The organism is Chitinophaga oryziterrae (assembly GCF_009758125.1).
In the GTDB taxonomy this organism is placed as follows: domain Bacteria; phylum Bacteroidota; class Bacteroidia; order Chitinophagales; family Chitinophagaceae; genus Chitinophaga; species Chitinophaga oryziterrae.
In genome coordinates, this window is the sequence record NZ_WRXO01000003.1 from 279,293 (window position 1) to 292,803 (window position 13,511).

A 13,511-nucleotide genomic window follows, 5' to 3' on the forward strand; every position below is an offset into this window, starting at 1 on the left:
AAAAGGGTATATCATACTTTTGATATACCCTTTTTTATTTTTTATTATGTCTAGAATTTCCAGCCGCAAGTGGCCAGTACATTTGTTGTATTGCCTTTGATTTGTGCAGGAGCAGGGCTTGCATACCCCGCTGTATTAGTTGTTATTATATAAGGTTGTTCCTGGCTTTTGTTATCGCCTATTACAAGTCCTAAGTCCATATAAAAGCCCTTGTTACGATAACCGATACCTCCGGTATAATAATGACGGGTAGCATCCAGACTACTGTTTTTATAAGGATTGCCATATAGTGCATAACCCAGCCTTAATGCAATTACATGTAGTTTCAGTTCTCCGCCTATACGGATATTTGAAGCTGCCTGATAAGTATTTTTAATAGCTGTATTCCGGGCATCGTTATCATTTTTATCGTAAGCCGGATCGTTATTAAAACGCATTTTCATAGATGCGTAATCCATATATTCATAATCCAAGGTGAGGAAGCCTGTAGGCTTGCGGGTATCAGCTGATGGGCTAAACAGGTAAGTCGCACTCAGGATTCCTTTCCAGGGAGTTCTGACCATGTATTTGGATTGATCCGCATCGCCATTGTTGGTATCTGTAGACGAAAAACTTCTGATCCCTTTTAGTTTGGTATTGGTGGTCATATCCGTCGTGTAATTATCTGTAAACCAGATCCAGGAAGGCGAGTGGAGAGTAACACCCAGACTTAACGGCCGCACTGGTTTAACAATTGCGCCCAGTTTTACATTTATACCTGTACCATCTGTAGTCAGGTGTTCTGTTACTGAGAAATTGTTTAAATCAACATTCTCAGTGTTGATATTGGTTTCCTTCCAGGTCTTATCACGGGTGTAATGTGCTACAGGAATGCCCACACTACCACCAAGATAAAGGATATTATTATAATTGCTACCAAAGTCGAAGGAAATTTCGTTTGCTGAACCTCCAGTGTTTAGCATATTTTCCTGCTTTACATGAATCGTTTGTGGATCACCTGTAGATTGTGCTGCAGAATAAAAATAGAGCCCTTGTGCATCTGTAGCATCACTAATCAGATAAGTTTGATATGCCAGCACTGAACTATGTGCAAGGGCTCCAATTGTTTTCTCAGGAACAGCACCCAATTGGGTAGAAGGATCTGTAACATAGAGTTGTGCCTGTTGTGCATAATTTAATGCCAGCGATGAACTTGAATTATTTCCCGTATAATATACTCTCTGATTGTAATTATTAGTACGGTTGAAGCCCAGACCGAAGCTGAAGTTCTCCCATTTGCTTCCTGGCATCTTTCTTTTACCGCCAAAGATCAGGGTAGCATTGCTGATATTCAGGTTGCCTTTGCTGTCACTGCCTGTTGTACCCAGGTAAGTGCCTTTGTTATCTGCCTGTTGGAAACCCAGGGTAAAGGAGAAGTCGCTTGTTCTGAAAAAACCTGTACTGGCCGGGTTTACATAGATAGAGGAAACTTCCCCTCCCAATGATCCCAGTGCGCCGCCCACGGCCTGTGCGCGTGCTGTCCCTGCCGGAGCGCTTGTGCTGAACCTTAACGCATCATCTATTGTTTGTGCCTGTAGCGTATAGCAGGTTCCGGTCATAGCAATGGCTAATAACACCATTCTTCTTAACATATGTTCGTAGAATTAAGGGTTAAAAAATACCCTGGCCATGCCTTGACCAGGGTATAGTATTTAGAATATCAATGATCGTGCGTAATGTGTGTTTAGTTCCTTGATCTTCCACCGGAACGGCCACCACCGCCTCCGCCACCACCGAATGAACCACCGCCACTACTACCAGAGCTTCTGCTTGGAGTATAAGAAGGCTGATAGCTGCGTGTAGGCTGAGATGGCTGTGGTTGATACACTCTTGAAGGAGCGCTTTCACTTGTGCGGCCACCAATGTTAGAAGGTCTTTCGCTTGGAGACTGGTTGAACACACGCCTTGGCTGGTAAGAACCAGTGGAGCTTCCTACGCGGCCACCGCTGTTATCAGCAGCACCACCTGGAGTTACTCTGGAAGGACGATAATCTGAACCACCTACACGGCCTCCAGGATTGTAATTACCTGTACGACCGCCTGGAATAGTACTACCACCTCCACCACTAAATCCATCACGTGTGCGACGGCCTCTTAACGGAGCGTAGCCGTAAGCGCCACCATGCCCGTAGTAGCCACCACCATAATAACCACCACCATAATAACCACCACCGTAGTATCCTCCTATGTAGTAAGGATTATAACCGTAGTAGCTCCATGGATAACCATAGCCCAGGCCCCAGCCGGAACCGTAGCCCCAGCCATAACCAAAGCCTAAACCGATGCTGAGAGATGGGCCCCAGTAACTACTGTAGTAAGGGTAACCACCATAACCAAAGGAACTGTAGTATGGACTGCCATACATACCTGAATAGATATTGGGAGACCCGTAATATCCATCATTGTAATAGCTGCCATTGTAGGAGCTATTGTTAAAACGATCTATGCGGCGTGCATAGTCACCCTGATCTTCATCATCATAAGTAACGTACGTACCGTCACCCTGATCATTAGCATCAGTAGCAGCAACGTTGTTATTATTATTTTGATTATTGTTTTCAGAAGCATAGGTACGCTGAACTCTCGGAGAGTAATATACATCATCCGGTGTTTGAGTCGTTTTATATGCTGAGGAACAACTGCTTAGGATGAGCAGCGTTAACGCGGCAAGGTAAGGAGCTGATTTCATGTTCGGAATTTTTAGCCTGAATTCTATAGTAAATTTACATTATTTTAACGTAAAGAAAGGTTAATTGCTACAATAACATGTGACCACTCATAATATTTTACGTAATTATTTGAACGTTTCTGATTTTCATGTAGGTTTGTGGCATTTTACCTTTTGGTAATATAAATTATACAAATATTAAGCCAAAATTATAGCAATAAAATAGACAATGAGTAAAGAGATTACGGCCCGCTCGGAAGATTATTCGAAATGGTATAATGACCTGGTACTGAAGGGTAGTTTGGCAGATTATTCTGCAGTAAGAGGCTGTATGGTGATCAAACCATATGGTTATGCCCTTTGGGAAGGGATGCGCGATGTACTTGACAGGAAGTTTAAGGACACCGGACACCAGAACGCTTATTTCCCGTTATTCATCCCCAAGAGCTTTTTAAGTAAAGAGGCCGCCCACATTGAAGGATTTGCCAAGGAATGTGCTGTTGTAACCCATTACCGTCTGAAAAACGACCCGGAAACAGGTGGTGTGATCGTAGATCCCGAGGCAAAACTGGAAGAGGAACTGATCGTTCGCCCTACTTCTGAAACAATCATCTGGAATACATATAAGGACTGGATACAGTCTTACCGCGATCTGCCGCTGCTTATTAACCAATGGGCGAATGTAGTGCGCTGGGAGATGCGTACCCGTTTGTTCCTTCGTACCGCAGAATTCCTGTGGCAGGAAGGTCATACTGCCCATGCTACTGCTGCCGAAGCGATTGCTGAAACCACGCAGATGCTGGACATCTATGCAGACTTTGCCGAGAACTATATGGCAATGCCTGTTATTAAAGGTGTAAAGTCTCCTTCCGAACGTTTTGCCGGTGCTGTAGATACCTACTGTATTGAAGCATTAATGCAGGATGGTAAGGCTCTACAGGCTGGTACTTCCCACTTCCTGGGCCAGAACTTTGCCAAAGCTTTCGATGTGAAGTTCTCCAACAAGGAAAACAAGCTGGATTACGTATGGGCTACTTCCTGGGGGGTATCTACCCGCCTGGTAGGAGCGTTGGTAATGGCGCACAGCGATGATGACGGTCTGATACTGCCTCCGCGTATTGCTCCCTTACAGGTGGTGATCGTACCTATATATAAAGGAGATGAACAGAAAGCTAAAATCGACGAGAAGGTACTGGCTATCGTGGCTGAACTGAAACAGGCCGGTGTCCGTGTTAAATACGACGATTCTGATAACCAGCGTCCGGGATGGAAATTTGCTGAATATGAAATGAAGGGCGTACCGGTGCGTATCGCTATCGGTGCAAGAGACCTGGAAAACAATGTGGCTGAAGTGGCGCGCCGCGATACGAAGGTAAAGACCAGCTTATCACTGGACGGACTTACACCGCAAATCAGCGCACTGCTGGAAGAGATCCAGCAGCAGATGTTCGATAAGGCATTAGCTTACCGCGACTCTCATATCACGCCAGCTGATACTTTTGAAGAATTCGAACGCCTGCTGGACGAGAAAGGCGGGTTCATTTCTGCACACTGGGACGGTACCGCAGAAACAGAAGAACAGATCAAGGACCGTACAAAAGCGACCATCCGCTGCATTCCTTTAAATAATCCGCAGGAAAATGGTACCTGCATACTGACGGGAAAACCTTCAGTACAAAGAGTATTATTTGCCAGGGCATACTAATTTTTATCGGCACTATTTACTACATTGTAGCAAATAGTGCCGGTTACTGCTATTTCCAATAAGGTTACAACTATTCAGGATTTAATTATCTGTTGCTTATGTTTATCCCCTTTATTAAGTTAACACAGCACAAAATCCTACCTTTATAGATGCCTGAGGTTCGTTACATATATTTATGGTGGATATTGACTGCCTTCACAGTAAGCAATGCCTTTGGGCAGGGGCTGATGATCCACAACTATAATGTAAAGGACGGTCTGGCCAATGCTACAGTTTATGCTGCCGTGCAGGATAAAGAAGGCTTTATCTGGTTTGCAACACCTACCGGTGTTAGTAAATTCGATGGTAAACGCTTTCGCAATTATTCTAAAAAGGACGGTCTTACGGATAATGATGTAGTAAAGTTATATGCAGACACTAACGGAAGGGTATGGTTTTTCACGCTCAACGGTCTGTTCTCCTTTTATAAAAGTAACGTTATTCATACCGCTGCCAATGATTCTACCCTGAAAGTAGATCTCCATGGTCAGTATATGCAATACATGTTTGAAGACCTGGTACATTTTCCCTGGTTCCTGAATACGGATAACCACGTTCTCAAGTATGACAATAAGGAATGGAAGTATCCACTGGGTGCAGCCATTACAGATCTTTTCTATTTCCTGAAAAATATTGATACAATTTTTAAACCCCTTCAGCCTTACTTTAATCTCAGCACCCTCAAAGACGCGAATAACCGCGATCAGAAGATAATACCTATAAATCCGTTCCCGATAAATGATCCTGCCTTTTATGCCCGCGTGCATAAAGAGCCTGTGGTCATCATAAAAAATACTTTGTACACTTATCATCGCACTGAGGCTGTTTGCTTTTTCAACGGGGCCGACTGGGGTATCCGGGATGAGATCAGCAATATTTGTCTGGATAATGATAACCTGTGGATAGGTACCCCCCGTGCCTTATATTACCTGAAGAATTTCTTTAAAGGAGAACGCAAACTCACAAAACTCCTGGATAATCATTATATCACTTCCCTGCTGAAAGACAGGGATGGTAATATCTGGATCACCACTTTCGGAGATGGTGTATATAATATCCCTTACAAAGACTTTTATTTTAACTACCTCGATAATACCAACGGATTATACTCACACTCCATCTTCAGTATCTGTAAAGATGAGAAGAGCGGCATCCTGCTGGTAGGGCAAAACGGAGGTATGCTCAATACCATGGACAGCAACCTGGTAATACATCAGTTTAACCTGGATAGCACCAGTGGCCGGAACAGCATCCTTTCCATTTTACCTTATAAAGATAATGAGGTGCTGATAGGCGCCGATAACGGGTTGTTCGTTTTTAATACACTCACGCAAAAAGTGACCCTGCGGAAACCTGTAAAGACATTGAAAGATGTGGATATAGGTAACAACGGTAAGATCCGGATCGTATCAAAAGACCAGGTGATCACAGATGAGTATTCGACCAGAATACCGGACGTACTCCTCACTTCCATCGTTAGTATCAACGATACGGCTTATTATGTGGGCTCCAATGCCGGACTGCTTTACGGTACCGACAGTACCCGGCAGATGGTGATACCAGGAACAGATGTAGCCCTGCATCAGAGCATCAAAGACCTGAAATGGATCAATGGTGACCTGTGGATAGGGACCAGCGATCAGGGCCTCTACGTAGTGAAGGATAACCAGGTGATCAAACACCTCAGCACGGCAGATTCCCTGGTGAGTGATATCTGTCAGCAACTGTATTATGATGGAGCAGACCGCTTATACGTTTCTACTAACAAGGGAGTATCTGTTATAGATGTAAATACGAAAAAGAGGATCCGCAACATCACATCCAATGACGGATTGATGAGTGATGATACCAGGGGGGTATATTATCAGCGGGGAATTTTATATATCGCTACCTCTAACGGGCTAAGCTATTTCAGCGACAGTAATATGCCGGTAGATACAGTGCCACCGGTGATCTACCTGAGTAATGTGAAATATGGTGACAGCTCCTTCCTTCCCAATAAGAATTACTTTGTACACCTGTACCAGCGAAAAGCTTCTTTTGAGGTGGAATTTGGGGCCATTGCCTACGACTTGCCCGAGCTGGTGCAGTACCAGTATAACTTTTCCAGTGATACTGCCAGCGGATGGGTAACCACCATGTCTAACATTGTACCTTTTCCCGATTTGCAGCCGGATACATATCAACTTCAGATCAGGGCAAGGAAATATAAAAGCGACTGGAGCAAGCCAATCATCATTACGGTAACGATACTACCACGCTGGTACCAGGAATGGTGGGCCAGAGGTATCCTGATCTTATTCTCATTATTACTGGTGTTCTTCATTCTCCGGTATATAGTAAGGCGTATCAAACAGGGAGAGAAGCGTAAAACGGAGTACAACCGCCGTATTGCAGAACTGGAAGCAAAAGCATTGACAAACCAGATGAACCCTCACTTTATCTTTAACTCTCTTAACTCAGTGCAACACCTGATTATGGAGAAAGAAGAGAAACAGGCGCTCAACTTCCTGGCAGATTTTGCTACGTTGATGCGGCAGATGTTGAACAATTCAAGGAAGTCTTACATCTCACTGGAAGAGGAAATCGCTTTCCTGACCAGGTATATTGAGTTGGAAAAGATCCGTTTTTCAAATGTTTTCGTTTATCATTTTACACTTGAAGATGCATTAAAAGATTATACCATCTATATTCCGCCAATGATCATACAACCAATTGTAGAGAATGCAATCAAACACGGGCTTGCACCTAAAAACGGGGAAGGCAGGCTGGAAGTGAAGCTGGGTCTAAGGAATGACATGTTGTACTGTTCGGTAGACGATGATGGAATAGGTTGGGAGCGTGCTAATAATATCAAAAGCAGCAGGTTGATCAAGCATGAATCTACTGCTTTGAGCGTGATCCGTGAAAGGTTGCAGATTATAAAATCTTTTAATGGAAATATTGGAAAGTTGGAAATTATTGATAAATTTAAGTTCGGTTTCGGCAATAAGGAGGGTACTCTGGTTGAAATTCTGATTCCCATTGTTAAGATGTTATGAGTAATATAAAAGCTGCGATCGTAGATGATGAAGTTCGCAACATCCACATTTTGCGAAATATTCTTGAGAATTACTGTAAGGATGTTACAGTAGCAGGGGAAGCACAGAACATACATGACGCGGCGGAAATGCTGAAGAATACCCAGATAGACGTACTGTTCCTGGATATTGAAATGCCGCCACATAATGGATTCCAGTTATTGGAGATGTTCCCTGTGTTGAACTTCGAAGTTATTTTCATTACTGCGTTTCAGGAATACGCGTTACAGGCAATTAAATTTGCCGCACTGGACTACCTGCTCAAACCTATCAAGGTTAGTGAGGTGGAGGATGCGTTAGAGAAAGTGAAAAAGAGCAAGAAGGGCAGACTCAACGAACTGGCTTCTATTCTGAAGGACTATGTAAAGAATAATGACAATGCTTTTTCCAAGATAGTAATACCTGTAAATGACGGTTATAACGTAATTGATCTGAAAGATATCATTTACTGTGAGGCATTTGACAGTTATACCAAAATACAACTGATCAGTAATGTATCACATCTTATTTCCAAATCTCTGAAAGAATATGAAGAGATGTTGTCTGATAAAGGTTTTTACCGGGTACACAAATCATTCCTCATCAATATCCACCATATCGTTAAGATCATAAAAGGATTAGGTACGGCAGTGGTGATGAGTGACCAGAAGAATATCCCGATCTCTTCCAGGAAAAAAGATGAATTCTTTGCACAGTTAAAAGGTGTGATCAACTTATAAAAGAAAAGGCCCGGCAAATTTGCCGGGCCTTTCTTTTATATAGGATACGTTGTCAGAAGGTTTCACCATTCGCAAGATCTATATTGTAGTAATACACCCCATTCATTTCGGGATATACGCCTTCCAGTTGTACTTTCTTTTGTTTGGCCAGCACCCGTTTCAGATCGTCTAATGAAGCAACGGCTTCTCCGCCTGCTTTAAGGATGATGAAGGAACGTTTCATGTTGGTTTGCTTCTTCAGGATACCACTGCTGATGTTATCCACGTACACACCGCCACGGATGCCGAGTTTGGCTGCGTCGGTTTTATCCAGTGCTACCATGTCCGCACCCAGTGCATCCAGTACGGTGCTTTTCACGATCTCTGTATTACCGTCTGCATTTTTCAATACAGTGTTGGCAGTATACTCTTTATCGTTGCGCAGGTAACTGATGCTGATCTTATCACCTGGTTTGTAACGGGCGATCTGTTCTGTCATCTGCGGGATGGAAGTCGTAACGATACCATTGATACCGGTGATAACGTCCCCTTTACGGATACCTGCGGCAGAAGCTGCACCTGTTTCAGTAACACCTGTTACCACCACACCATTGATATCTCTTCTGATACCTGCATCTGCCCATTTTTCTTCAGGAATAGAACTGGGGTCCTGATAGAGGATACCGAGGTAAGCTCTCTGTACATTACCGTACTTCATCAGGTCATTCACTACTTTCTTCACCAGGTTCACTGGTATAGCGTAGGAATAGCCGGCATAAGCCCCGGTAGGAGAAGCGATGGCAGAGTTGATACCTACCAGTTCACCGGCAGTATTGATCAATGCACCACCACTGTTACCCTGGTTCACTGCAGCATCGGTTTGGATGAAAGACTCGATAGCGTTTCTTCTTACCTGCTTATTGATACCGATGGTACGTGCCTTTGCACTCACGATACCTGCTGTAACGGTCGTTTCCAGGTTTAAAGGGTAACCTACGGCCAGTACCCATTGCCCGATTTCCACGTCGTCTGAATTACCATATAACAGGTAAGGCAGATTTTTTGCGTCTATTTTTATCACGGCGAGGTCGGTGTTTGGGTCTGTACCTACTACCTTCGCTTTGTAAGTTTTATAGTTGTTGAGCGTAACAGCTATTTCGTCAGCATCATCTACTACGTGATTATTAGTGATGATGTACCCGTCGTCTGAGATCAATACACCTGAACCGGAAGCCATTTGTCCGGGAACGTAGTATTTACGTCCGCCGCCTTCACCCTGGAATTCATCTCCGAAGAAGTCGTCCCCGAAGAGGTCCTGTAGGACAGAACGTCTTTTCTGCAGGTTGTTACTTACTTCTCTTGGGTTAATCTTTGTTTTGATGTGAACTACACCCGGTGTAGCAATTTTAGCTGCCTGCGTAAAGTCGGTAGGCGGAGTGGCATTTTTCACTTCTGCTCCGGGCATGTAGCTTGCATAGTTAACGGGGATGTTGTTAGAACCGTTCTGGTAAGGACCAGCCAGCCTGGGTTGATATTTGTTGTACACAAACATGCTGGCAAGTGCAGTTGCCCCGCTGATTAGAACAGTTGCCGCGATTTGCCTGAATTTCATACTTTTTGTTGTTTAAGTGATTTGTTTGAATGTATAAGGAATATATCAATTTACATGCCTCTGATACAAATTTAAGGGTACGGGAGAATCGTTTGATTCCCGTACCCTTTACTTTAACACATTTTTATATGAAAAGTTAATACCATCTTAAGGGGCAGGCTGTCAGTATATCATGGCAGCTGTCAGAATAACGCGAAAAACAGACAAATTGGTATTACAGTCCTGTTAAGAACTGCATGGTGTCTATTCCGTCCGCATAATCAGACAGGCCGGGTTGCTGGGCGGTACCGAATGGGGTGAAGCCATGGCCTACTAAACATTGGAGGTCCTCATGGTCTTTCAGTTCGGCCGCCTGGGTGGCGAAATCTGTATAATAGCCGTAATTCAACACGCTGATAGGCGAGAACAGGGAAGGTGCTTCATGCAGTAACAGGCTTTCGTTGCTCATATACGGACTGCTGTTCAGCAGGAGTAACGCCAGGTTATAATCATAGTTGTTCTTGAACTTGTGGAAGTCTGCCAGGTAATCGTATTTACGGAATGCCTGTAGCAGGGCTTCAAAATTGTAGCCTTCCGGAACGAATATTTTGGTCACGTTGCGGCAGCCGAGTCCGAAGTACAGCATGGCATCATCTGCCAGGGCACTGAGTTCTTCCGCGGTTTCGGTACCATCCAGGATGGCAACGGAAGTGCGGTTACGGCGGATAATGTTCGGATACTGGGCAAAATAGTAGTGGAAGTACCGGGCAGAGTTATTGCTGCCGGTAGCAATGTAGGCATCGCAGTTCTTCAGCATGTCCATCACCACGGTCTGTTCTGCAAATTCCGGGTACCAGCTGCTCATCTTGTTGAGGATATGCTGCATGAGTACTACGTCTTTGGAGGACAACTTGATGCGTACCTGATGCCCGCTAAGGAATCCGCACAACCAGTCGTGAAAACATACCAGTGGAATATTGCCAGCCGCCACTATGCCCACTATCCGGGGGCGTTGCTCCCCCGTTTTAATGGGGTACGCCGCCAGCCAGGCGGTTAATTGTGCCTCATCCAGGTAATAACGGCAAATATTTTGTATAGATAGATCGATGAACTCGGGGGTAAACCATCCGTTTGCCTGGGACGCCATCACCTTAGCGGCCTCAAGCTCAGGATCATTGCCTGCCAGGTACTGGCCCAAACGGACCAATGCTGTTACTTTTTCTTTACTACTCATGAAAATGTATAAATAATTAGCTTTTTAAATTCTATTTTTGCTCACAAAATTAATGGCTTACTACTTAAACAAAAAGTTTATAACATGGCAATTAAGATAACAGACGAATGTATTAACTGTGGAGCATGTGAACCCGAGTGCCCAAACAATGCTATTTATGAAGGTGGTGTAGAGTGGGCAATGTCCGATGGGACCACGCTCAAAGGGACTTATGTGATGATGGATGGTTCCACCATCGAAGCCGATAAACGTAATGCACCTGTCAGCGTAGACAATTATTATATTGTTCCAAATAAGTGTACAGAGTGCCAGGGTTTCCATGAAGAACCACAATGTGCAGCTGTTTGTCCGGTAGATTGCTGTGTTCCTGACGAAATGTATCAGGAAACTGTGGACGAATTACTGGCGAAAAAAGAGAAGTTACACATTTAATACAGGAAGCAAAGGAATTGAAAGGGAGAAGTGGTTAGTCCGCTTCTCCCTTTTCTATAGAAAGCAAAAAAAGTGGACATACCCCATTTTTCTATTAACTTTAGCCGCTTATTATTAAAGAACATATGAAAAAGAACATAGCCCTCGTAGCTGGCGGGTACTCCGGAGAATATGTAATATCCGTGAAGAGTGCGGCCGTAATAGAGACTCATCTTGATAGCAATATCTATAATGTATATAAAATAGTGATCACCAGGGATAGCTGGACTTACACCACTTCCGGGGGACAGGCAATTGCGGTAGACAAGAACGATTTTTCTTTGACAATAGAGGGTAAGAAGGTCACATTTGATGCGGTATTCATTGGTATTCATGGTACTCCGGGAGAAGATGGCCGTTTACAGGGCTATTTTGAAATGCTGGGCATTCCGTTTACCAGCTGCGGTATGGTCACTTCTGCACTTACCTTTAATAAGGGCTTCTGTAATAAGGTAGTGGCGGCGCTCAACGTTGTAAATGTTTCAAAATCAGTACATATATTCAGGGACCAGCCTTATGATACCAAAGCTATCCTGCAGGAACTGAAGTTGCCCGTGTTTGTAAAACCGGCAGAAGGGGGTAGCAGCATTGGTATGTCTAAGGTGAATACGGCCGGGGAATTACCTGCAGCCATCGATAAAGCATTTAAAGAAGATGTACAGATACTGATAGAAGAGTTTGTGAAGGGGAGGGAGATTACCTGCGGATTGTACCGTTCTGAAGGTAAATTCACGGTATTACCTTTAACAGAGATCATCAGCAGTAAGGAATTCTTTGATTATGAGGCAAAATACACGCCTGGTATGTCTAAAGAAGTAACGCCTGCTGAGGCGCCGGAAGAAGTGGCAGCACTGATCCGGCAAACAGCACAGGAGCTGTATAACCGTTTAAACTGCCAGGGAATCGTGCGGATGGACTTCATCTGGGAGGAAGCAGGTAAGCGTCTGTTCTTCCTGGAAGCGAATACAATGCCCGGTCAGTCAGAGAACAGTATTGTTCCTCAGATGGTTAGGGCGGCCGGTAAAACTTTACAGGAGTTTTACGGCACATTAATTGAAGACTGCCTGAAAAGGTTTTAAGTTTGACATCAACTCATATTCAATAAATGCCTGCTTTAGATCAATTAAAAGTTAAAACAAAGTCTGTGTTGAAATCAATAACAAAACGCTCCTTTGGCTTTAATCTCGCTGTAGCGGTGGGATCAATCCTCCTGTTGGGGCTGTTGTTCTTCCTGTCGCTGGGGATCATCACCAAACATGGGGATACGCTGACAGTGCCTGATGTATATAAGAAAAATGTACAGGAAGCTACTATGCTACTCGAAAAAGCAGGATTTAATGTGGATGTGAGAGATTCTATTTATATAGATAGTATTCCTGCGCTGGCAGTTTGGGAACAAACGCCGGAAAAAGGGGCTACTGTAAAAGTTGGCCGTACGATTTACCTGACTATCAACAAAGTAGTTCCTCCGATGGTAGCCATGCCGGACCTGGAAGGGTTTACCTTCCGTAGTGCTGAAATGATGCTGCATGCGCTGAGACTGAATGTGGGAGATACTATCTACAAACCGGATTTCGCTACCAATACTGTATTACAGCAGTTGCTGAACGGCAAACCGCTGAAGGCTGGTAAGATGATTCCGGAAGGAAGCAATATTACCCTTGTACTGAGCAGTGGTACCGGTAATACAGAGAACCCTGCTCCGGACCTGGTAGGACTTTCCTTCCTGGAAGCCAAGGAAACATTGAGCGCAAGCAACCTTTCAGTAGGAATTGTGTTAGTAGATCCGAACGTTACTGATACCGCGAATGCGTACGTGGTCAAACAGGACCCTATGCACAGGAACAACCTGAACGAATTGAACATGGTAAGGGCAGGAGAGTCCATAGACCTTTGGTTGTCTGCCACCAAACCAGTAAAAGATGCCGGGGTAGCACCTCCACCAAAGGATAGTACACCGGAATAATTATTTACATCTAAAATTTA

At 44.2% G+C, this 13,511-nt stretch carries 10 protein-coding genes; 6 read left to right on the top strand and 4 right to left on the bottom strand.

What is annotated here, in order from left to right; all coding sequences use genetic code 11:
• Window positions 1–50: 50 nt before the first annotated feature.
• Window positions 51–1,631: a hypothetical protein gene (locus GO495_RS13150; RefSeq protein ID WP_157300154.1), complete on the bottom strand. Its 1,581-nt coding sequence runs from the start codon at window positions 1,629–1,631 to the stop codon at window positions 51–53.
• Window positions 1,632–1,723: 92 nt separating this feature from the next.
• Window positions 1,724–2,728, bottom strand: a complete 1,005-nt coding sequence (locus GO495_RS13155; RefSeq protein ID WP_157300155.1) for a hypothetical protein — start codon at window positions 2,726–2,728, stop codon at window positions 1,724–1,726.
• 208 nt (window positions 2,729–2,936) lie between these two features.
• Between GO495_RS13155 and proS the strand changes: the two genes are divergently transcribed.
• From proS to GO495_RS13170, 3 genes are all read left to right on the top strand, one after another.
• Window positions 2,937–4,412, top strand: a complete 1,476-nt coding sequence (proS, locus tag GO495_RS13160) for a proline--tRNA ligase (RefSeq protein WP_157300156.1) — start codon at window positions 2,937–2,939, stop codon at window positions 4,410–4,412.
• 149 nt (window positions 4,413–4,561) lie between these two features.
• Window positions 4,562–7,492, top strand: coding sequence for a sensor histidine kinase (locus GO495_RS13165; RefSeq protein ID WP_157300157.1), 2,931 nt, complete (start codon window positions 4,562–4,564; stop codon window positions 7,490–7,492).
• A complete protein-coding gene (locus GO495_RS13170; RefSeq protein ID WP_157300158.1) occupies window positions 7,489–8,250 on the top strand; it encodes a LytR/AlgR family response regulator transcription factor in 762 nt (253 codons plus the stop codon). Before GO495_RS13165 ends, GO495_RS13170 begins: the two co-directional genes overlap by 4 nt.
• A gap of 52 nt (window positions 8,251–8,302) precedes the next feature.
• On the opposite strand, the gene GO495_RS13175 is transcribed toward GO495_RS13170, so the two are convergent.
• Both GO495_RS13175 and GO495_RS13180 read right to left on the bottom strand, forming a co-directional pair.
• Window positions 8,303–9,841 carry a trypsin-like peptidase domain-containing protein gene (locus GO495_RS13175; protein WP_157300159.1) on the bottom strand — a complete coding sequence of 513 codons (1,539 nt, stop codon included), beginning with the start codon at window positions 9,839–9,841 and terminating at the stop codon, window positions 8,303–8,305.
• 214 nt (window positions 9,842–10,055) lie between these two features.
• Window positions 10,056–11,054, bottom strand: a complete 999-nt coding sequence (locus tag GO495_RS13180; RefSeq protein WP_157300160.1) for an acyl-CoA reductase — start codon at window positions 11,052–11,054, stop codon at window positions 10,056–10,058.
• A gap of 84 nt (window positions 11,055–11,138) precedes the next feature.
• On the opposite strand from GO495_RS13180, the gene GO495_RS13185 reads away from it, so the two are divergent.
• The 3 genes from GO495_RS13185 to GO495_RS13195 all read left to right on the top strand — a co-directional run bounded on the left by GO495_RS13185 (window position 11,139) and on the right by GO495_RS13195 (window position 13,491).
• Window positions 11,139–11,486, top strand: coding sequence for a 4Fe-4S dicluster domain-containing protein (locus GO495_RS13185; RefSeq protein ID WP_157300161.1), 348 nt, complete (start codon window positions 11,139–11,141; stop codon window positions 11,484–11,486).
• A gap of 125 nt (window positions 11,487–11,611) precedes the next feature.
• A complete protein-coding gene (locus GO495_RS13190; RefSeq protein ID WP_157300162.1) occupies window positions 11,612–12,604 on the top strand; it encodes a D-alanine--D-alanine ligase in 993 nt (330 codons plus the stop codon).
• Window positions 12,605–12,669: 65 nt separating this feature from the next.
• Entirely contained in the window at window positions 12,670–13,491 is an 822-nt protein-coding gene (locus GO495_RS13195; protein WP_170302677.1) for a PASTA domain-containing protein, read from the top strand.
• The last annotated feature ends 20 nt before the right edge of the window (window positions 13,492–13,511 follow it).

Excerpts from the sequence above, each read along its gene's own strand:
- GO495_RS13175 (WP_157300159.1), bottom strand. The coding sequence starts at position 9,841 with ATGAAATTCAGGCAAATCGCGGCAACTGTTCTAATCAGCGGGGCAACT.
- GO495_RS13150 (WP_157300154.1), bottom strand. The coding sequence starts at position 1,631 with ATGTTAAGAAGAATGGTGTTATTAGCCATTGCTATGACCGGAACCTGC.
- GO495_RS13165 (WP_157300157.1), top strand. The coding sequence starts at position 4,562 with ATGCCTGAGGTTCGTTACATATATTTATGGTGGATATTGACTGCCTTC.
- GO495_RS13180 (WP_157300160.1), bottom strand. The coding sequence starts at position 11,054 with ATGAGTAGTAAAGAAAAAGTAACAGCATTGGTCCGTTTGGGCCAGTAC.
- GO495_RS13155 (WP_157300155.1), bottom strand. The coding sequence starts at position 2,728 with ATGAAATCAGCTCCTTACCTTGCCGCGTTAACGCTGCTCATCCTAAGC.
- proS (WP_157300156.1), top strand. The coding sequence starts at position 2,937 with ATGAGTAAAGAGATTACGGCCCGCTCGGAAGATTATTCGAAATGGTAT.
- GO495_RS13185 (WP_157300161.1), top strand. The coding sequence starts at position 11,139 with ATGGCAATTAAGATAACAGACGAATGTATTAACTGTGGAGCATGTGAA.
- GO495_RS13190 (WP_157300162.1), top strand. The coding sequence starts at position 11,612 with ATGAAAAAGAACATAGCCCTCGTAGCTGGCGGGTACTCCGGAGAATAT.
- GO495_RS13170 (WP_157300158.1), top strand. The coding sequence starts at position 7,489 with ATGAGTAATATAAAAGCTGCGATCGTAGATGATGAAGTTCGCAACATC.